The organism is Pseudomonas sp. Root71 (assembly GCF_001429045.1).
Classification (GTDB): Bacteria; Pseudomonadota; Gammaproteobacteria; order Pseudomonadales; family Pseudomonadaceae; genus Aquipseudomonas; species Aquipseudomonas monachiensis.
The window spans coordinates 25,853-45,909 of sequence record NZ_LMHY01000022.1 but is presented as its reverse complement, the minus strand read 5'-3'; the positions used below and the strand labels follow the sequence as shown (position 1 = coordinate 45,909).

Annotated in this window: 23 protein-coding genes and 1 tRNA gene; 5 read left to right on the top strand and 19 right to left on the bottom strand. The window is 56.0% G+C overall.

Features of this window, described 5'->3' with window-relative positions:
* Nucleotides 1–31: 31 nt before the first annotated feature.
* Both ASD95_RS14090 and ASD95_RS14085 read left to right on the top strand, forming a co-directional pair.
* Entirely contained in the window at nucleotides 32–469 is a 438-nt protein-coding gene (locus ASD95_RS14090; protein ID WP_007987480.1) for an Lrp/AsnC family transcriptional regulator, read from the top strand.
* Between the two features lie 56 nt (nucleotides 470–525).
* The gene (locus ASD95_RS14085; RefSeq protein ID WP_056724340.1) at nucleotides 526–855 is read left to right on the top strand and encodes a YceK/YidQ family lipoprotein; all 330 of its coding nucleotides are present in this window, start codon (nucleotides 526–528) and stop codon (nucleotides 853–855) included.
* Between the two features lie 60 nt (nucleotides 856–915).
* Here ASD95_RS14085 and ASD95_RS14080 read toward each other — a convergent pair whose 3' ends face one another.
* On the bottom strand, nucleotides 916–1,587 hold the full coding sequence (locus ASD95_RS14080) for a Bax inhibitor-1/YccA family protein (RefSeq protein ID WP_056724337.1): 672 nt from the start codon (nucleotides 1,585–1,587) through the stop codon (nucleotides 916–918).
* 123 nt (nucleotides 1,588–1,710) lie between these two features.
* Here ASD95_RS14080 and ASD95_RS14075 point away from each other — a divergent pair.
* The 3 genes from ASD95_RS14075 (at nucleotide 1,711) to ASD95_RS14065 (ending at nucleotide 3,949) form a co-directional block, all read left to right on the top strand.
* Nucleotides 1,711–1,798 (top strand) — tRNA-Ser (locus tag ASD95_RS14075).
* Nucleotides 1,799–2,004: 206 nt separating this feature from the next.
* Nucleotides 2,005–2,214 (top strand): hypothetical protein, encoded by a 210-nt coding sequence (locus tag ASD95_RS14070; protein ID WP_056724335.1) that lies wholly within the window; start codon nucleotides 2,005–2,007, stop codon nucleotides 2,212–2,214.
* Between the two features lie 796 nt (nucleotides 2,215–3,010).
* Nucleotides 3,011–3,949 (top strand): DUF6414 family protein, encoded by a 939-nt coding sequence (locus ASD95_RS14065; RefSeq protein ID WP_156385765.1) that lies wholly within the window; start codon nucleotides 3,011–3,013, stop codon nucleotides 3,947–3,949.
* 282 nt (nucleotides 3,950–4,231) lie between these two features.
* Here ASD95_RS14065 and ASD95_RS14060 read toward each other — a convergent pair whose 3' ends face one another.
* From ASD95_RS14060 to ASD95_RS13975, 18 genes are all read right to left on the bottom strand, one after another.
* Nucleotides 4,232–5,161 carry a hypothetical protein gene (locus ASD95_RS14060; protein WP_056724331.1) on the bottom strand — a complete coding sequence of 310 codons (930 nt, stop codon included), beginning with the start codon at nucleotides 5,159–5,161 and terminating at the stop codon, nucleotides 4,232–4,234.
* Nucleotides 5,161–6,135 (bottom strand): DGQHR domain-containing protein, encoded by a 975-nt coding sequence (locus tag ASD95_RS14055; protein WP_082562952.1) that lies wholly within the window; start codon nucleotides 6,133–6,135, stop codon nucleotides 5,161–5,163. Before ASD95_RS14055 ends, ASD95_RS14060 begins: the two co-directional genes overlap by 1 nt.
* A 234-nt stretch (nucleotides 6,136–6,369) precedes the next feature.
* Nucleotides 6,370–6,669: a hypothetical protein gene (locus ASD95_RS14050; RefSeq protein WP_056724328.1), complete on the bottom strand. Its 300-nt coding sequence runs from the start codon at nucleotides 6,667–6,669 to the stop codon at nucleotides 6,370–6,372.
* Nucleotides 6,669–7,052 carry a hypothetical protein gene (locus ASD95_RS14045; RefSeq protein WP_056724327.1) on the bottom strand — a complete coding sequence of 128 codons (384 nt, stop codon included), beginning with the start codon at nucleotides 7,050–7,052 and terminating at the stop codon, nucleotides 6,669–6,671. Before ASD95_RS14045 ends, ASD95_RS14050 begins: the two co-directional genes overlap by 1 nt.
* A gap of 318 nt (nucleotides 7,053–7,370) precedes the next feature.
* Entirely contained in the window at nucleotides 7,371–8,165 is a 795-nt protein-coding gene (locus ASD95_RS14040; RefSeq protein ID WP_056724325.1) for a DNA adenine methylase, read from the bottom strand.
* 200 nt (nucleotides 8,166–8,365) lie between these two features.
* A complete protein-coding gene (locus tag ASD95_RS14035) occupies nucleotides 8,366–9,400 on the bottom strand; it encodes a phage late control D family protein (protein ID WP_056724322.1) in 1,035 nt (344 codons plus the stop codon).
* Nucleotides 9,401–9,452: 52 nt separating this feature from the next.
* Nucleotides 9,453–9,659, bottom strand: coding sequence for a tail protein X (locus tag ASD95_RS14030; RefSeq protein WP_056724320.1), 207 nt, complete (start codon nucleotides 9,657–9,659; stop codon nucleotides 9,453–9,455).
* Nucleotides 9,634–10,491: a phage tail protein gene (locus ASD95_RS14025; RefSeq protein ID WP_056724317.1), complete on the bottom strand. Its 858-nt coding sequence runs from the start codon at nucleotides 10,489–10,491 to the stop codon at nucleotides 9,634–9,636. Before ASD95_RS14025 ends, ASD95_RS14030 begins: the two co-directional genes overlap by 26 nt.
* Nucleotides 10,492–10,500: 9 nt before the next feature.
* Complete coding sequence (locus ASD95_RS14020; protein ID WP_056724315.1) at nucleotides 10,501–12,843, bottom strand: phage tail tape measure protein; 2,343 nt, start codon at nucleotides 12,841–12,843, stop codon at nucleotides 10,501–10,503.
* Nucleotides 12,844–12,985: 142 nt separating this feature from the next.
* The gene (locus tag ASD95_RS14015) at nucleotides 12,986–13,294 is read right to left on the bottom strand and encodes a phage tail assembly protein (protein WP_056724312.1); all 309 of its coding nucleotides are present in this window, start codon (nucleotides 13,292–13,294) and stop codon (nucleotides 12,986–12,988) included.
* Between the two features lie 11 nt (nucleotides 13,295–13,305).
* Nucleotides 13,306–13,809 (bottom strand): phage major tail tube protein, encoded by a 504-nt coding sequence (locus ASD95_RS14010; RefSeq protein ID WP_056724310.1) that lies wholly within the window; start codon nucleotides 13,807–13,809, stop codon nucleotides 13,306–13,308.
* A 12-nt stretch (nucleotides 13,810–13,821) separates the two neighbouring features.
* Nucleotides 13,822–14,985, bottom strand: a complete 1,164-nt coding sequence (locus tag ASD95_RS14005; protein WP_056724308.1) for a phage tail sheath subtilisin-like domain-containing protein — start codon at nucleotides 14,983–14,985, stop codon at nucleotides 13,822–13,824.
* 102 nt (nucleotides 14,986–15,087) lie between these two features.
* Nucleotides 15,088–15,675 (bottom strand): hypothetical protein, encoded by a 588-nt coding sequence (locus ASD95_RS14000; RefSeq protein ID WP_056724307.1) that lies wholly within the window; start codon nucleotides 15,673–15,675, stop codon nucleotides 15,088–15,090.
* Complete coding sequence (locus ASD95_RS30310; protein ID WP_056724304.1) at nucleotides 15,675–17,984, bottom strand: phage tail protein; 2,310 nt, start codon at nucleotides 17,982–17,984, stop codon at nucleotides 15,675–15,677. Before ASD95_RS30310 ends, ASD95_RS14000 begins: the two co-directional genes overlap by 1 nt.
* A complete protein-coding gene (locus ASD95_RS13990; protein WP_056724302.1) occupies nucleotides 17,977–18,588 on the bottom strand; it encodes a phage tail protein I in 612 nt (203 codons plus the stop codon). Before ASD95_RS13990 ends, ASD95_RS30310 begins: the two co-directional genes overlap by 8 nt.
* A gap of 1 nt (nucleotide 18,589) precedes the next feature.
* Nucleotides 18,590–19,468 carry a baseplate assembly protein gene (locus tag ASD95_RS13985; RefSeq protein ID WP_056724300.1) on the bottom strand — a complete coding sequence of 293 codons (879 nt, stop codon included), beginning with the start codon at nucleotides 19,466–19,468 and terminating at the stop codon, nucleotides 18,590–18,592.
* Nucleotides 19,465–19,791, bottom strand: coding sequence for a GPW/gp25 family protein (locus tag ASD95_RS13980; protein ID WP_043302559.1), 327 nt, complete (start codon nucleotides 19,789–19,791; stop codon nucleotides 19,465–19,467). Before ASD95_RS13980 ends, ASD95_RS13985 begins: the two co-directional genes overlap by 4 nt.
* Nucleotides 19,792–19,804: 13 nt before the next feature.
* Complete coding sequence (locus ASD95_RS13975) at nucleotides 19,805–20,026, bottom strand: hypothetical protein (protein WP_056724299.1); 222 nt, start codon at nucleotides 20,024–20,026, stop codon at nucleotides 19,805–19,807.
* Between the last annotated feature and the right edge of the window lie 31 nt (nucleotides 20,027–20,057).

Genomic DNA, 20,057 nt, shown 5'->3' with positions numbered 1-20,057 from the left:
TTTGAAAAAATGCCTAACAGAGGATTTTGCCATGACCGATGACATCGACCAGGTGCTGATCACGGCACTGATGGAAGACTCGCGACGCTCGCTCAAGGCCTTGGCGCAAATCAGCGGCCTGTCCTCCCCCAGCGTCGCCGAGCGTCTGCGCCGCCTGGAAGAGCGCGGCGTGCTCAAGGGCTACACCGTTGAAATCGACCCGAAATGCTTTGGCTATCAACTCCAGGCCATCGTGCGTATTCGCCCGTTACCGGGGCAATTGCAGGAAGTGGAACGGCAAATCATGGCCATTCCCGAATTCACCGAGTGCGACAAAGTCACCGGCGACGACTGTTTCATTGCGCGCCTGCATGTGCGCTCGATGGAACAACTGGACACCCTGCTCGACCGTCTCAATACCCACGCTGAAACCAATACGGCAATCGTCAAGAAAACCCCGGTCAAGCGCCGTTTGCCGCCCATGGCGTGAGTGATATTTGTTTCAGACTGAAATAGATTGATGCTTTCCGGCGAAGGATTGACGGCATGAAAACTCAGGCAATGCTATTGGTGGCAATGGTGCTAGCGGGTTGCGGCACGATTCAGACGGTTGTGCGCAGTGACGAAGCGGCCGCAAAAAGCCTCAAGGACCACAAGAGTTATTGCGGCGCGGTGCCACGAATCTACAGCGGCGTGACCTACGACTTCTGCTACCTGAACGCGGCCCTCGAAGACGGTCGGGATGCGCAGGTACATGGTCCCGCCCCCGCTATAGTACTGCTCGACGTGGTCGTGTCCGGGGCGATGGACACACTGCTGCTGCCCTACACCATCTACCGCCAGCAAGCCGATGGCAGCATCGTCATTGTGGAGTGACCTTGAATTTCAGGTAAAAAAAACCCGCCGAAGCGGGTTTTTTTACTTCAAGACCGACGATCAGTCATCGCGGCCCATGATGCCGAACAGCTGCAACAGGCTGACGAACAGGTTGTAGATCGATACATACAGGCTGATGGTGGCCATGATGTAGTTACGCTCGCCGCCATGAATGATGGCGCTGGTCTGGAACAGAATGCAGACCGAGGAGAACAGCACGAAACCTGCGCTGATCGCCAGTTGCAGGCCGCTGATCTGGAAGAACAGGCTCGCCAGCGTCGCACCCAGCAGCACGAAGAAGCCTGCCGTGATGAAACCGCCGAGGAAGCTCATGTCCTTGCGGGTGATCAGCACATAGGCCGACAGACCGCCGAACACCAGCGCCGTCATCGCGAACGCCGAGCTGACCACTTCAGCGCCGCCCTGCATTCCCAGGTAACGGTTGAGGATCGGGCCCAGCAGGAAACCCATGAAACCGGTCAGGGCAAATGCCGACACCAGGCCCCAGGCCGAATCACGGAGTTTGTTGGTGAGGAAGAAAAGACCGTAGAAGCCGATCAGCACCACGAAAATGTTCGGGTAGCCAACATGCATCTGCTGGGCAACGTAGGCTGTCACACCGCTGAATGCCAGGGTCAGGGCGAGCAAGCCGTATGTGTTGCGCAGGACGCGGCTAACCTCTAGCTGCTCAGCCTGCACGCTGTTATTAACTGCGTAATCCTGTTCGCGCATGGCGACACTCCTGTTGGTTTGAAACGTTCAGTCGCAAAGATCATAACAGACGCTCTGTAACAAGCTATGCAGAGAGTTTGACAGTGTGTTTCATTCAGGTATTATGGCGCCCGCAACGCAAACGGAGGTGTGGCCGAGTGGTTTAAGGCAACGGTCTTGAAAACCGTCGACTGTAACAGGTCCATGAGTTCGAATCCCATCGCCTCCGCCATCTTTATACGACAAAGCCCTGATTTTTCAGGGCTTTGTCGTTTCTGGGGTTTGGAAAAAGTCCCTTCGCCCCCGAAGCGTTACAAAACTTTTAGGTAGGCGTTACAAAACTATTCCGATTTTCCCCTACTTCAGGCGTCCTGCCAGCTCCGCTGCTAACCAGCCAGAATTCTGCTGCTACGCTGAAATCTCCACGGAGAATTCACGATGCCAAGCACAGATCTACTCCCATCCCTGCTTTTCAAGATCAATGAAAACCAGCTCGCTCTTGAAGCTGCCATCATGGAACTGACGACCTGGGTCGAGCAGCGGGGAGCCACAGATGTCGCCGAAAACGTGCGTAGCGCCCTGGATGTGATCGACCGCAACGAGGAATTCATCAAGATGACTCTTGCAGTAATGATGACGCCTGAGTGACTGCTATCGATTGCCGCTGGTCACGATCTCAGATCCTCGGCTTTTTCTGTGATGGATTGGAGCTACTAAACTCCAGAACCTTTGAAACCAAGACCTCCAGCTGCCTTTATTTTCGCTCGTACCATTTATGTACCACTAACTGGTTATTTTTTGTAGATCAGCCTAGCTTTACGTCTTAAAAAGGATCTATATTCAGAATCCAATTTTCAGCAACTGCAAGCTCTGACACGATCAAAAGACGGGAGGTGCATATAAAAAATATAAGTGAGTACAAGTGGCGCTGGCTAGTATTTACAGTTTTATTTGGACTAATACCGATATTACTGAGATTATTAGTATCCGCATTGATAAGCGGAGAAGAACACGTAGCCGCACTTGCGCCCGCTGACTTCATCGCTTTCGGAATAGTCCTTCAAGTATCCATTTTCAATGAAATGAAATATCACGACTTAAATGACGTCCTCTGGAAACAGTTAATGAGTGGATTCTCAACACTGTTAATACTTATCTACGGAACCCTGTATGTATTAGCTTTATTAGCGGAAATATTTCATTCAATCAATTTAACCGCCATACTTTGCATATCAACCACACTATCACTGGTCTCTTTTTTGCTATGCCTTACTGTATATGATAGAATGACAATTGCTAAAAGTCTTGGAGAGTAAGGAGATGAACAGCATAATTATTATTCTTGGAGTCATTGTTGCACTAGCAGGCTTGGGATTAGTTGGCTGGTCATTTGTTGACACCCGAAAAAAATACTATCATGAGTTTATGAAACGGAAGTCCGCGCGTGAGAAATTTCCTTTATCTTGATGAATATAAAATGTACTCACTGTCATCCCAGCTTTTTGAGGGCGTGACAGATTACATTCTTAACGAGTCTAAAACTCAACGCTCCGATAGTGAAACCCAAAAGGGACCTGTTGCAAGCGGTCGCTTAATGGCTGAAATTATAGAAACAACATCTGCAAGTATTGAAAAAAAATTCTTGCACGATTATGCATACTCAATTTTTGAAGAAAAATTATCTTCCGAGAATAAACTTACTAACGTTGATAGCAACTGCACATTCGAAGAACTCAACCCTGAAAAAGGTAGCAAGAGGTTCGTTCGTATTACTGCAAAGGCCCAATTCCTTGATTCTTTGGATGTCGTGAAAACTCTCGACAACCTAGTTGACATGCAGGACGCTGTATCGATTATCTCTAACAACGAAATACGTCAACTACTGATAGAGAAACTGGGCGAGCTAGGTGAGAATAAAGCTGCGAAACTATCTTCCGCACCATTAAGAGCAGAGCTCAGCAGACTTTCAAAATCGCAAAGGCCTGTCGACGAGGTAGCAAACGACAGACTTCAATACAAACACCTGTCGACAATATTGGCACATGGCTTCAAAGGCCGACTCGACATAAGCATGCAGCTTCACGACTGTATAGTCTCCGCCGACTTAAAACGGAAATGTCTAAAAGATGACGAAGACTTTACCTTTAAGACATATTCGCGCATCTCAAATATTGAGTTTGTTATTTTGGGCATAATAACTCAATACAGGCCGTCAGGGTCAACTGAGGAACCTGGAGAAGCATCAAGTGACGACGACAGTGCAAACATGAGAGATGTACTTCGCAAATCTGCTAATGCGATCCACGGATTAGAGCGACAATTCACATCCGGAGAGGGAAATGAAATCGTTCTAGACCCAATTGCAGTTTATATTGAGCTCTAAGAAGAAAGCCACGCACACCTATAAAAAATGAGATCATTCAGAGAACATCTTTTATAGGTCCCCCACTACAAAAAAGCGGAACAAATTAGCGTTGTTCTAAATAATATCATCCTGCACTCTAATATCCTGTTTGGCATATCTTCGAATAACAGCCACCTAGATCGCTAGAGCAGTGTAAGCGTTTTTCCATATCTAATGACGATAGATAATGCGACTCTGCACAAGCAAAAAGCCACGATGTGATATCGGAAAATTGGAAACAGCAATATACATTTTAATACACTAAATCAAATAATCTGCATATTGGTTTGCCAGAGAGTGACCAATCCCGCTTGGATAGCTCTTAGATGAGTGGATAAATACAAGCTTAGCGAACTCAATAATGAAATTATTGTGCGAAACCAATCCTTCTGGTGTCGCGGTATTCGTTGGTGCAGATACCTGCATGCTTGATATTGCGCGCTGCAATCTTCCTACCACATTTTTTGCATTATCCTCAAACTTCCAAGAACCACCTTTGAACTGATAGTTTATTTCCCCTCTTATGTCGGGCGGATTGTATTTGGCTGTCGACTTCACGAGAAAACTTTTGTGTACCGCAAGCGCAACAGAAACACTAGTATATTCAACAGGGTCTTGGTTTGTGCCGGCGTCCAACTTTTCCACCAGCCTCTCCCACAATGTCCAAAGCTGCTGATGCGATCCACCGCCTGCTTTTTTTAGTTCTTTTTTCAAAGTCAATATCTTTGAGCTCTTATCATAACTCATCAAATAAAGACCCGCAGGAACCGTGTTCGGTGCAATGGCACCCAAACTGCTAGACTCAATGATTCGTGCGCCGCCGTCATCTAAGTTGGTTACGCTTACACCAGTGATTCGCAACAAATAATGCACAGCATAATAAGCGGCATAATAGTGCTCAACCGTTTGCCAAGAAGCATTTGCTACTTGGTCCTGGGCAGAGCGGCTGTATGTCAGTCTTGAGGCCAGAAGAAATTTGTTTGCCTCACCTGCAAGCAATCTATACAGCAACGCCTCGTCTAAAATTTGCAGCTCTACAGTTAATATTTTATCTGTTTTGATAAGACTTCTTGACACAAACTCTAGATCATTCAGTCTTTCGACCAAGCGTTCGTGCGAGTTACGCTTGACGGCCCATACCCCCTCCACTGCCAAGGGCGTAAATAAGCGAATTAATTTGTTAATCTCCATCAGATAGTAATATTGCGGCGTAGAAGTTTCCTATCAAGGACTTCAACAGACTTCAGATAAGTCTTTGAGTCGGAGATTTCTTGAAAGGAACCAGGTAAGGACCTTCTGAGGTATTTTTTGTGCTCGCTAATTTTGTCTATGTCTTCTGGATTATTGTCCGAGATCATTGTTATCACAGCTCTCGAATGAGCAACCAAAATTTTAAACAATGTAGCTTTTGTAATTATATCGGAAAGGTTAAATTGGTCGGCCTCTGCCACATCGTTAGCTGCCATAAAAAAAGAGTTTATAATTTTATATAGTCGATCGGTATTCGAAATATTAAACTCTTTAAGCAGCGGCTTCATCGAGTCGTAAAATGTGACCTTGGATAGCTTCCCTTTTTTCTTGTCAATTCGACTCAACTTGTTGAATAGGTAGCTATCTGGTTCGATCTCAAAATTAGTGAAAAGCTCATCAAGCATACGTTCATCGGTGGATTCACGCTGAGCCAAACGCTTAATATCCAAAAGAAGCTCTTTCGGCACTGGTCGCTGAAGCGTATTTATATCAATGAATATCCTGGCCTCTTGCGTGGGGGAGAGATCGTTATAAATAATTACCGGAACTCGGTACTTGACACCTTCATTCATTAGTTTTCTAAAGCCGTAGACGCGATGCTGTCCGTCCAGTATCAAAAAAGAACCATGAGTATCATTAAAAGAAATAGTTTTGTTCTTGGAATTGTAAGTCAAATTTGAATCAGGCTGTGCTGAGAGGATTATACTCGACGGTATTGTTCCGCCAACTTTAATATACTCAGCAATTGACAGAGCTCGCTTTTCGTCAAGGGTTCTTTGAAAGCCTTTTTGCGGATCCTCTTCACGAGGATTAGTCGAGCAAGTGGCGGCGACTATATCAATCTCCATAGTGCCTGAATAAAATTTATGCTCCCCTTGCGTGATCAAAGTCACAGATATATTTTGAGTGGTCAATTGGAACCTACTATTAAATTGAGTTGTTTAAGTGCGCAAATACGAGTACAAAACCATATTAAAATCGAGGTGCAGCATCAAGTAAAACAGCGATTGGCACGTTTTCAGGCCAGTTAGTGTGAAAAACCACCGCCGCTTAGGGCCGCCTATGTCCCGCGTAGGCTTCTCCATTGAAATTTACTAACGCTCATCCGATTGCTCTAGGCTTCTCATTATGAATGTCGAAAAGCGATTTCATTCCCAATTTTTTCTTAGCCAACCGAACATATCCTTGGGCTCTTTATTTGGGCCAAATCCTGACCAGGTACCTTCGCCTTCATTAAGCTCAAACACTAGACTATTTGCGTCGGGGAATAATTCGCAAAGTTTGTCCCTGATCACTCCAGACGTCCAGTTTTCTGAGTGTGAGGCCAAAAGCCAAGAATTTTGAAACCAGTGCCACCAGCCTAGTTTATTTTCTTTAACCCATTCAATTAGAGCTTTGTTTTGTGCGTCCTCGGTTGAATCGAGGAGGATGATGAAACGCTTTTTCATTATCCTTCCGCCTTTGCTTTTGGAACTTCGGAACCTATTAAATCCTGGTGCTGATATGTGCTTTGCTTCAAAGGTATGTAGCCAGTTTGGTCGTCGCCAATAAAGCCGTTTTTGATTGCCAGTTTTTGGATCGAATATTTTTCGCTGCGCAGGGCGTCTTTGTCAGTTATTGCGAAGTAAATATAAGCAACAATGTAAAGTATAATCGAAAGTACGCACATCCCCCCAAGTACGTTAGAGAACCAAATTGTGGGGTTAAGCGAAAATGCTGAGATTGCTCCGGCGAGTGTGAGGGCTACTAGCCAACCCAAAGGCTTGAGTACAGTTGAGCGAGATCCGCTTGCTAGCGCCTGTTGCAGGACACTCCAGATTGGGTCTGCCATGACTTACGTAGTTCCAATGTCGGATCAAGGTGCCAGCAAGCATAATCGAGATAACAAGAAAAAACACGCTTACGTCCTTGTCTCCGAGGTTTAACACGGTTTTTAGGTCCGATTAACGCTGTGGCTGGGTCGACCCTGATCTCCTCGGTGCAACCGAAAGCTCTACGCACAACATTCCGCCATATTTTGTTCGATGCGCTGATGGCTACTTTTCACTGTGATCCGCTTTTGGCTGATGATCGCTCTGGGCTGAGCGGCGGCTGGCCGAGCTCTGCCGTTGCTGACTGGCAGCTTCACGCCCTGAGGAAATCAGTCACCTCAAAATAGCCCGCCAAGTGCTGCTGGTTCCCAGTTCATGATCACCAGTTCACCGCTGACTTCGGCCTTGCCTTGGCGCTGATTGGTCGTGGTGTAGCGGATATCCAGCGTCTCAAAGTGAAAGCCCTCGAACACTCGGCGAATGTCGGGGTGGTCGTTGATGCTGACCATTACCCTACCCTTGCAGCGGCGCATGAAGTTGGCCATGCGCTCGTAATTCTCAAACGGGAAATCGACGCCATAACCGGCGGTCTGCCAATAAGGCGGGTCCATGTAGTGGAAGGTATGGACACGGTCGTAGCGTTCGGCGCATTCAAGCCACGGAAGGTTCTCGACGTAGGTGCCGGACAAACGCTGCCAGGCGGCCGAGAGATTTTCCTCGATACGGAGCAGATTGATGGCCGGGCCAGTGGTCGCGGTGCCGAACGTCTGCCCGGACACCTTGCCGGCGAAGGCATGATGCTGCAGGTAGAAAAATCGCGCGGCACGCTGGATGTCGGTGAGGGTTTCCGGGCGGGTCATCTTCTGCCACTCGAACACCTGCCGCGAACTGAGCGCCCACTTGAACTGACGCACGAACTCCTCGAGGTGATTCTGCACCACGCGGTACAGCGTCACCAGGTCGCCGTTTATGTCGTTGAGCACTTCGACGGGCGCCGCCTGAGGTCGCATGAAATACAACGCGGCGCCGCCGGCAAAGACTTCGACGTAGCATTCGTGAGGTGGAAACAGCGGAATAAGGCGATCGGCCAGGCGGCGTTTGCCGCCCATCCAAGGGATGATGGGTGAAGACATGGATAGCAAGACCTTTACTGTATAAATAAACAGGTGCTAGGCTCGCTGTGCTTTGTGCACAGAGCAGGAGCCTTGGCGGGACTTGCAGGGACAATCTGCGGGGACGGTGGCCAGGCTGGGTGTTGACGCACCCAGCCTCGCCGCTCCTTTTACTTTGATTTTGAGACTTCTAACTCAGGCCGATTTACGCGCCCGGGCACTCAACCAGCCACTTCGAGCACGACCTTCTCTGCCTTGCCGGAGGCCTTGGCCTTGCCCTCCTTGCCGCCATTGCACTCCACCGACACCGTCCAGCCGGACGGGGTGAAGGTGTGATCTACCGACTCCACCAGGTACTCGCCATCGAGGCCGTGCTTGAAGCCTTGGGCCTGGATCATGACTTCGGCAAACAGGTCGGTCCGACCCGGCAGGTCGAGACGTACCGAGGCGGTCGAACGATTGAACGCCGCCAGACGGGCCTTGGCCGCCTCATCGGCCGCCGTGCGGTCCGGATAGAGATGGCGATCGGTATGCACCGGCGGCAGCCCTTCGGGCACGTTCGGGTTGTCCAGGTGCGAGATCAGCAGCTCGCCGCTAGCCGGGTCCTGGTACTGGGTGCTGACCCCTTGATGGGCACTGCGGTCGCTCAAGCGAAACTGCCATCGGGTCACATCATTGCGTTGCAAGGTGATCACCGCCAAGGCCTTGCCACTGGCGCTCTGCCCGCCCTGTCGCGGCAAGACCAGCAGCTTGCCGTTGGCCACCTTGGCGGTGCAGTCGTGCTTCTTGGCCACCCGGGTGATGAAATTGAAGTCCGACTCATTGAGCTGATCAATACGTGGCACCCGGGTATCGACCGGACACGACGGCTGCCAGCCATTGCGGGCGGCGACGTCACCCACAATTTGCGCCAGGCTGACATCCTCCCAACTGCCGCTGCGCGTGGTCTTGCCGCTGCCGCGCATGTCGCTGGCCTTGCCGCTGATCACCAGCGTGTCCGGCGGACCGGAAACGGCCACTTCGTCCACGGTGTAGCGGCCCATGCGCGTCAGTTCGGCGCCGGCATAACCCAGGTAGACTTCGATGCTCGCGCCACGCACAGGCAGCGACACCGCGCCGTCACGGTCATCAATGCGCAGCTCAAATGAATCCGAGGCCATGCCGGGCCGATCGGACAACTGCAGAGAGACCAGCCGATCATTGATCAAGGTGGTGATGTCGGCGCCGTCGGCGACGATGCGAAAAAGCGGTTGCATATCGGCACTCCAGACAAGAAAAAGCCCGCACTCGGCGGGCTGGGTAATGGGATCAATCCCACAACGAAATGACGCTGTCAGTCTCCACCACCAGGTCCGGCAGCGTGATAAGCACGCCGGCCCGGAATGGCTGTGGCTCATCGGCCAGGCCCTGATTGGCTGCCAGTACCGACTCGACGCTGCGGTTCAGGTGGCCATAATAGTGGTGGCACAGGGTGTCGAGCAGATCTCCGTCAGCTGTTCTGCAGATCATCGCCATAACGGACGAACTCCAATGAAAAGCCCTGCTTGCGCGGGATAGCCCCGGGCAGCAAAGCGCTTTGCTCTTCTTCGATATTGGTCAAAACCCAGTTGCCCAGCACCTCGCCATAACCCGTGGTCAGGTTCAGCGGCAGCAACTTGGCACCGATGCTGCGCAACCTATCCAGCTGCTTCAGCCCGCCTTTGAAGCTCGGGTAGATCGCGCCCTTGATGGTGATTTTCTCCTCACCCAGCCCCACCGCCTGCTGCGCCGGACGCCGCGTCAGGCGTTCCTGCGCGGCCCAGCGAAACGCCGTCTGCCGGCGCAGTTCATCGAAGGCTGCCGTGTCCAGGTTGAAGTAGTACGGCCGCTCATTGGCTTTCAGCGGGTAGAGGATCAGCAGGTGCGGAAACGGCTTCACCGCGTCGGGAATCGGTGACATGTCGCCGGCAAACCATTCCGTGGGAAAGATGTTGCCCAACGCGGCATTGGCCTTGCCGGCCACCTTGTTGAACGCCGCGCCGAAGCGGCCGATCTGTTCGGTCAGGGCGGAAAAGTGCTCATCAAACTGGGCCAGCGCGCGCTGGGTCTGGTTATAGAAGCTGGCGACCTTGCCAATCTTGGCCTGCGCCGAGTTGATCGCATCCTGCAGACGCCGGGTCTTGTCGCTCAGGTCCTCGCTGATAAAGGGCAGACCTTCCAGCGCATCGGCCGCCCCACTAATCTCATTGAGCGCGCCATTCATGGGTCCAGTCATGGACTCCAGGTCAGTGCGCCCGGCCTCCCCCGCGTCGACCATGTACTTCAGCCCGCCCTGCAGGTGCTGCAGGTAAGTTTTTTCATCCGCCATTTCACGTCCTCAACCCACGTGGGGTGCATCAAACAACTGCCGGGCGCGCGCCTCCCGGGCGAAGTCTTCAAACTGACGGCGCAGATACGGCATCAATTCCTGGACCAGTTGCGCCGGGTCTTTCACATCACCGTGCACCTGAAACACCGGGGCCGGGGCGAAGGTGAATTGCTGATCGACCTTCGGCCATTCGGGTGTCTTGGCTGCGGTGCTCGACATCAATGCCGCCGCTGTGACCGGCGCGGCGGGGGCACTGTCCATCGCGCGCACGACCGCGCCAACCCCCTGACCGGCGGGCATAGGAAAGAGGCCGAGCGGTGCGTTGGGTACGACCGGGATGTCCGGCCCGCCAAACAACGTCTTGCCCATGGTCGCGCCCACGTCACCGCCGCCCATCGCCCCGAGCCAGGCACCGATCATCCCACCCACCGCGGTACCGAGCAGCGGGATGACCGAGCCGATGGCGGCACCCGCTGCTGCACCGGCCAAACCACCGGCCAGACCACCCGCCGCCTCGCCGTAGCCTTCGGCCTTTTCATCACGGGTGATGGCGTTCTGGTAAGTGTCCAGCATCTGAACGCCGGCACCGACCACCGCCAGCGCCCCGCCCACTTTCATGCCACGGGACGGCCGACGTGCAGGGCCTTTTCTCTTTCGACCTGAATCGTGATCCACCCCGTCGTCATCGCCGTCATTCGCGTTGGTCACGAATACCCGCTGCACGATGTTGGACCGGTCGCCGGCCGAGCCGCGCGCGATGTTGACCAGCCCCCGGCCGATCTTCAGCGCGGCCCAGGCCTTGCCCGCCAGCAAGGCTCCGGCACTGAGCGCCGCCAGGCCCAGCACCACCTTGGGCGTCTCCTCAGACAAGGCGGTCAAGCCACGCGCTGCTGCACCGATACCGCTGGCCAGCGCATCCGTCGCCGGCCGCAGGGCATCACCGATCGCACGCAGCGAATCGTTGAACGCCTGACCGGTTTCGGCCCAACGTTGCGACGAGCTCTCGCGACGTTCGTTCAGGTTTTTGTCGAGAATGTCTTTGCGCTGGCCGTTGGGGTTCGCGGCATCCCTTTTCAGATCCGCATAGAGTTTCTTGTTCTGGGTGTACGCCATCAGCGCGGTTTTGACCTGCATATCGGCAAACACATCGCCGGTGCGCAGGGTCGCGGCCAGGGCATCGGCCATCGCTTGTGCCTTGGCCGGATCCGTCTCCTGGCTGATTTTGGTCAGACCCTGATCCAGCTGTTTGGCCTTCTTCGGGTCGGTCTTTTCCACGTAGCGGCGAGCCAGTTCAAAACTGGCTTCAAAGGTCGACAGGCCCTTGGCAATGGCGGCGTTCATCGAGCCCTGATAATCGATCCCGGCATCGGCATAACCTTTGACAGTTTCCCCCGAGCCGATTTTCGCGATCCAGTTTTTCAGGTTGTTCGCCGCCTCATCGGCGCTGCCGGCGCTCTTGATCTGCACCTGCAGCATGGCCCCCAGTTGCGTCACCGCCTCCTGGCCGGTGATGCCGCTGCCGGCCATCTGCGCCAGCAGTTCCGGAAACCACTTGGCCATGTCGGCCGCCTCGAAGCTGCCTTGCTGGCCCAGCAACGCGACCGACGCCAAGGCCTGTTCCATTTTCTTCGGGTCGGTGATCTTGGCGTTGTTCTGCATCGCCAGAATCATTTTCGCCGTGTCGGTGCCTGACGCGCCCTGCCCGACCGCAAACTTGGCGGCCACCGGGGCGTACTTCAGCGCCTCGGCCAACTCCATGCCGCCGCCGACCAACTGGTTCACCAGGTCGGCCACTTGGGTGTTGGCCATGCCGCTGTCTTTTGAGGTCTGGACGATGTCGCGGGCGGTGTCCACTTCCTGTTGGGTGTTGGCGGTACCGGACTTGATCGCGATGTCCCGGATGATCGCCTGAAAATCCGCGCTGACCTTGGTCGGCACCGCAGCCAGGGTGGTACCGGCCACTGCCGTGCCAAATCCGCTGCGCAGGCTCTCCCGCCCCTCTTCGACCTGCCCCATGCCTTTGGCTTTGAACTCGGCACTGCGCACCACCTTGCCCAACGCCAGGTACTCCTGACGTAGGCGCCCGACTTCGACACCCTGCTTGCGCAAGCTGCTGGTGTTGGTTTCCAGTTTGCGCAGCAAGGCGTCGGCATTGGCCGCGCCACTGTCGTGAGCCTTTTTCCATTCATCGCGCAGACGTATGGTTTCGCCGATGACTTTCTGCAAACCTTTGGCGCGGGTGGTTTGCGCCTCAAGCTTTTTCATTTCGCCGCTGACATTCTTGAAGGCGGCGCCCAGGGATGAATCGACGGCGCCGCCAATCACCAGCCCGAGCGAGAGTTTGTTCGCCATGCAGGTTACCTGTGTGCGACGGGATTAGGCTCAGTCCGTGAGCCACCAGACCATCTCGGAAAACGACAGACCCTGGATCTCGGCCGCCGAAAAATTCAGCTCGACCGCCAAGCGTTTGGCCAAGGCCTTTTGCAGCCGGGGGTTAAACCCCGTCGTCTGCTCCCAGACGAAAATAGGCGGTCTGCAAACGACGGTAATCACGCATCAGCAGCCCCTCCAGATCCGCACGGCCGATGCTCGCCAGGCTGCAGAACAAGACCATTTCCTGTTCTTCTTCGTTGCTGCCGCCCTGCAAGGTGGCGGCGCGCATCTCGCGCACCGTCGGTTCGCGCAGAGTCAGTTTGTCGACCTGAATGCCATTCGCCTGGCTCGCCCGGGACAGGGTCACGGTGGCAATGCCGTCGCCCAGTTGCAGCCATTTCGGCAGGACGTTGTCTTTTGAATTGCTCATGGTGTTATTCCTTACATGCCCAGGGCAGACCGCACAGCGGCCAATTGGTCGACACCGTCAATAACGCGGATCGAGTTGAGGGGATCGAGTTCAAACATCACGCTGCCGTCGATTTCCAGCTTGTAATAGGTCGCCGCGACGGCGTACTTGAACTCGCCTTTTTCGCCCGGTTTCCAGTCCCCCGGATCGACTTCCTTGAGGCTGCCGCGCAGGGTGGCGACCACCGCCTTGACCGAACCTTTCTGGCCCTTGAAGGCACCACGGAACGAGGCGTTAAATGCCGTCAGATCGGCTTGGCCGAAGAACTTCAGCACCTCACGGCGCACACCATTGGTGAGGAAGCTGGCTTCCAGTTTCTCCATACCCATGTCGAGTTCCACCGCCGCGTCCATGCCGCCGGCGCGGTATTCGTCAGTCTTGAGGGTCAACTTGGGCAGAGTCAGGCTCGGTACATCGCCTTGAAGGCTGATGCCGTCGACAAACAGGTTGGTGTTGTAGAGCACTTCCGGAATCATTAAGCGGCCTCCTTAGGCGGCGGTATCGAGTACTTCAGTGATCCACTGATCGGTCACTTCCACGCGGAAGTTCGGGTTTTCAGCCGGCGGCACGTCGGTGAAACGAATGTTCCAGTACACCTTGCCGTCGCTGAGTTCGCTGGAGGTGTTCAGCTCTTCGTCGGCATACACCTCGAAGTTGATGATCGCGCCCTGATTCTTCAGATCGCGCATGAACGCCTGCAGGCCTTCGGTCACATCCTTGACGTAGGTCGCGGTGATTGAGCGGTCGACCGCCCACTTGTGCGCGTAGAGGATCGCGTCCATCACAATGTCCAGCGTGCGCACGCGAGTGACGAACTTCCATTTCGGATCGCTGGACAGCGTGCGGTTGCCCCACAGGCGGTAACCGTCGTCACGAATGATCGTGGTGATATTGGCGTTGTTCAGCAGGTTGGCCCGGCAGGAGGCATCTCCGTCGAGAAACTCGATCGGCCGCGTGGTGCCGGTGATGCCGACAAACTCCTTGTTCGACGGCGAGGCCCAGAAACCGTAGGTGGCATCGGTCCAGGCAAACAGGCCAGCGGTCCAGGCCGAAGCCGGCGCGTTGACCGTGGCACTGGTTCCGGTATCCCAGAACTGCACGCCCGGGTCGACCATGTAGGCGTGTTTGCTGCCGAAATTTTCGGCATAGGCGATCGCGGCTTCGTCGGTGGTGTTCGGCCCGTCGAGGATGGCCATGGCGCGCATCTTGTCACCCAGCGCCACCAGCTCGGTGGCGACCGCCAGCGTCGCCGAGTGTCCCGGCGTCACCAGCAAGCGCGGCTGGGCGTTGAACTTGCTTTTGCCGTTGAGCAACGCCTGCATGCCGGTACGGCTACCGTCGGCCCAGACCCCGCCGATGATCGCCGACAGCTGCTCGGTCGGGTCGTCCAGCAGCGGCACACCAACGGCGACAATCACCGCCTTCGATCGTTTGAAAATGGCCTTGCAGTCCTGGGTGATTGCGGCGTCTGGGCCCCAGGCCGTCACCGCTTCGCTTTCGCGGGTGATCAGCAGCAATTCGTTGGCCGCCGCGTTCGCCGGCGGCGCAACGGTGAAGGTGTTGCACAGGCCGATGATCGATGCGGACGGGGTGGCGATGTGGCGGGCGCCGGTATCCACCAGGGTCACGGTGACGCCGTGAAAGAAACTCATAGAGTGATGCTCCAGAAACGAAAAAGCCCCGCGTAAGCGAGGCCGTGGGAATGTGCGGTGACGTGCAGAATGGAAAAGAAAACGCCCCGGCAATGCGGGGCGTCAGGACGCGGTGTTGGTCGATCCGTCCGGCTTTACCGGCCGTTTATCACTGGCCGGAAAGTCCGACGATCCAGGCCAGGCCCGTAACTCGTTGCGATAGGTGCGCCAAGCCAGCTCCGTGCTGATCGCGCCCGGGTCCGCATCCAGATGCTTGTCGACCTCTCTGCCCGCCCAATGCAGTTCATTTTCGATCCATGCCCGTTCGCGTTGGTTTTGAAGCGCCAGATCGCGCGCGGCATCGAGTGTCCAAACAAGACTATTCCAGACATAGGCCGCACTCGGTCGCGGCATGGTCGTCAGCTCGGCCGGTAACTCGCCAGGCATCGAATGCATCACCTGACTACCATCGGTGGTGCGGTACGCCACACCCCGGAAGTCGGGCACTACCAGCCATTTTCCATCCCTCCAGACCACCACCTCTCCGTCCCCGGCTTCGGGCGGTACTTCCAAGGTGGCGCCCGCTGGCAGACCGCAGCCACAGCTGACATAGGTTTCGTGTTGGCCAAGGTATTCGGTGGTGGTTTCACTGAATGTGTACACCTCGATCCAACCGCTCTCTTCAAAAAAACCATTCACTAAAGTCGGCATCAGTACATCCTGCAAATGTAGTTGTACGCCACGTTACGCATACGGGTTTCCGTACTCACACGGACGACGGCTGAAGGATTGAAAACGACGGAGCGGTAGCCCGTTGTGGTGACTTGCGGTGCAGCCGGCGTAATGGCCGTGCTGGAATTGCCAACCGAAAATGCACCCGTCGCAGTGTTCACCAGTAACGTCGAGTCGTCGTCTTGCAGAATGAACTCGCCGGTCATGTTTTGTAGCGTATCGAGCTGAGCGCTCAACACGGTGCGTCCCGAATCGGGGTCAACGCCACGTCCGCCATCCAGGCCACGAATCGACTCACCACGCAGATCTGGCAGCATTCCAATGGGATACACGGCTGCCAATGCCGGGTACCACTCGACATTGAACGGCTGGCCCCCCATCAAAACGCATTTGTCGGGCGGCGTAGCGGTTGGCCATGGAAACGGTACGCCGACAGGGATGGAGAATATGGAAGCAGGATCAAAATTGCTTTCGGTCCAGATCTTCCCGAAGTCGGTTGCATCAACCTGTAAACCCACGTCGCTTGAGGTGGGTCGATAACCAATGTAGACCTTGTTCGACTCTTGACCCGCACCACCGCCTTGCTGCACGGGAGTGAAACCCAGTGCCGTCTGGTACGCACCAGGGTTGAAGTTACTCGTGTTCCAACCCGTTACCCACTCACTGAATTCATATCCCTCTGGGGTCTGAACTGCGCCTCGGGTATAGGTTGTACCGGAGTTATAGCTGGTGATTTGTTGCCAGAGGGTGTCTTGACTGACTGCAACCAGCATGGGGGAGAATTGACCGCCGGCAGGCATGTTCAGGCTGGTGTTCACCCGGTAAATGCCCACGGTGGTGATTGTGTTTAGATCAGTACCGTCGGGAAGGACAATCCCCCCGTGACCGATGCCATAAGCACCCGTGAGCAATACATGACCTGGGGTGTCATCTTGGGGAGAGGTTTGTTTAACCAGATTGGTTGAGTCCCAGATGCTTTCCCATTCACCCCACACACCGGCCGTCAAGGCCCGGCGGTTGAGGGTGTGATCGGCATTCCCATAAATCTCCTGGAAGGCGTATTGACCTGGTGTAATCGCCGAGACGCGAACCCACCCCTCATAGATCCCGCCTCCTGGCCCTCCTATACCATTGCTGATGAAATAGAGAGCCGTCTCCGCGTTCAAGCCACCGATGTCAACATCACTGACCGCATAGGCGGGCCCGCCCCAGCCGAACGCTCCGACCTTCATCAGCGCATCAGCTGTTTCGTCGTGCAGATCGACCTGCACAGCAGCGGTCGCGGCGGTGCCCAGCCCGAGGTTATTCCGAGTCTCGACCACATCTGCGACATCGGCCAAGTTTTCACTGGCCGCCAAGGCATCGGTGATGCCGTAGCCGGCCAGGGTGGTCGGGTTGGTACCGGCGACCACACGCCCGAGGGCATCGACGGTGACACTGCGAAACGTGCCGACACCGCCCCCACTGCCGCCCGCAATCATTTCAAACTGCAAACCGGTGGTGCCGAGCGAAATCGGCGCGTCGGTGACCAGTTGCCAGAGGCTGTCGCCGTTGGTCGTGCCTTGCTCGACGTGAATGAACAACCCCGGGGTCACTTCCAGGCTGTTATCGGCATCGGCGGCCCGCGTCCAGCCTTCGGCATTGACGACATACAGGCCGTTGTCCTGAGCTTCTGCCTGCGCAGTCACCAGCACACGGTCACCGACGACCACAGCCACGTCATCGATGGTCTGTACGTTGCTCAGGGCAATGGCGGCGGTCGCCGCCACGCGCGCTGACTGTTTGTGATCCAGCTTGGCCAGCGCTTCGCTGATCGCGAGGTCGACGTATTCGCGGGTGGCCAGCACCACCGCCGGATCGATCTTCAGCACGATGTTCGCCGAGCTGCTGACGATGAAGTTCATCCGCACGACCTGGGTCTTGCCACTGCCTTGGTCCAGCAACGGTTTGTAGCTCGGTGCGCAGTTGGCCACCGCCACCAGGTCGCCGTCGACATCGTACAGCCCGATCTCGCGAATCCACTCACCGCCCACTTCCGGCGGAATGATCTGTTCGGTGATGACGGTGTTGGGATTGGCCGGATCGACGCGGATCTGGTTGATCGGCGCCCGGCGCCATTCATTGATCAACTGGGTCTGCAGGCGATCGGGAATCGGGTCGGTGCCGTTGGCATCGCCCAGGCCCATCTCGGTGAACATCCAGTCCAGGCCCATGGCGATGGCATTGGCATGTTTGGCTTCACCGACCGCCGTGAGAATGGCAAAAAACTGACTGGTCTTATCAATCATAGGGATAAACGTCCAAAGTATCGGTTTCATCGACGCAAAGCGCCGGGCCAAAGCTGCCGGTCACGTCGATGTCTTGTGGGGCCGGTGGGTACACGTCGATCTCTTCGCCCTCGTAGACACACACGGCAATCCCCAGCACCCCCTCGGTCTGCAAACTGAGCGCCAGGTTGGTCATGTGTCGGCTGACCGGACGGGCGTCGTCGATCAACCACGCCAGTTCCTCGTACAGTTCCTCGGTGATGCCGGCGTCATTCAGCCCCACCTCCAGGGCGAACGTGCCGGGTACGCCTTCCGGCATGGTGTCGAACCATTCCACGACGTCGATCAGGTAGCCCAAGGGCTCGACCACCCGCCGCAACGCACCGATGGTGCCTTTGCGCGCGTGCACGTCGTAAGCCGAACGGATCGCCGTGCGCTTGGCCTCCTGGGTCCAGGTGTTGTTCCAGCGGTCCACCGACCAGGCCGAGGCCAGGTACGGCAACAGGTGTTCGGGGCAGGTGTCGGCGTTGTACAAACTGCGCAGCGGAATCAACGTGTTTTCGTAGTTGGCCGCTTCCACGGCCAATTCCAGCGGGGTGCTGTTGAGCGGCAACAAACTGCTCATGTCAGGCCCCCAGTGTCACGGTATAGCCGGTGCAGTACGCGGCCTCGGCCTTGCTCGGTTTGATGTCGGTCCAGTCCAGCAGCTCGACCCGGGCGATGCCGGGAACGTGCAGCTGCGCATCGACGCCTGAACGCGCCACTTCCAGCCCCAGACGGCGGCGCGGGTTGATCCACTCGCTCAGGCGTTTCTGGCTTTCGGCCAGATAGGCTTCGTTTTCCGGCCCCGGTGCCTGCGGGTACAGCACCGCTTCAATGTGGTAATCGATGACCACGGCGCTCTGCACCGTGAGCCGATCGGCCACCGGCCGCACGTCCTCGTCATTGAGGTGCAGCCGGACCTCTTCCAGCAATTCCGGCGAGGCGGCGCCGCTACCTTCCAGGCTGAGCACGGTGACCACCACCACGGCCGGTGACGGGCTTTCTGCCGTAGCATCGGCCACCAACCCGGAAGCGTTGCGTGCATGCAAGATGTAGCTGTTGCGCGGCCCCGCCGTGGTCAACCCCTCATACGACAGCTGCACCCGCTCGCGCAGGGCATCGTCCTCTTCGAGCACCTGCGGCGTCGGCGGCACCGTGCTCGGATCTCCGGCCTGAATCACCAGGCGTTGCAGGTTGACGTTGGCGGCCAGGTGATCGAGGTCGGCCCGCTCGGCATGGGCCAACAGCAAGGCCTTGCCCGCGTCGTTGACCCGCGCCCGGTTCTGCAAGGCGCCATATGCGGCCTGCTCGATCAGCTTGAGTACCGGATCACTCTCCAGCTCTGCGCTCCAGTTGTCGCCCATGCTCAGGCGGAAGGCTTCCAGCTTCTCCTGGTACACCACTTCAAAGTCGAGGTCTTCCAGCACTTGCGGCGGCGGCAGGGCCGCCAGTTCCATGGTCATGCGGACACCTCCAAAGTCACGTCGCTGCCCAGGTACTGCCCGGTCAGTTCAAAGGTGATACGCCCGTCGAGGATGGCCACGGCGCGCACCCGGCCCAGTTTCAGGCGAGGCTCCCAGCGCCCGAGCGTGCTGGCCACTTCCGCCTGCACGGCACTTTTCCAGCCGTCATTGACCGGCAGGTCGACAAAGCGCCGCAGCTTGCTGCCGTACTCCGGGCGCATGCGCCGGCTGCCCAAGGGCGTCGACAAGATGTCCTCGATGGACTGGCGCAGGTGATCGAGGCCGGAAATCAGCTGGCCGGTGCGGCGATCCAGTCCGATCATCCCGATCATGGGATCAGCCCTCGGCCGCGACAAAATCCTTGCGACCATGCAAATACTCGAGCGCCACCATGTCATCCGAGGCCACCGCAACCTGTCCTTTTTCCACTTTCAAGGTGCGCTCGGCCTCCAGCAGAATCAGCACCCGCGAGGTATACAGCGTGTCGCGAAAGAGGCTCAGCGTGGCCGGCGCGGGCGCCTCACTGGCGGCTGATACTTCCTTGGTTTTGCTTGTCATGGATTTACTCCAGGTATAAAAAAACCCGCAC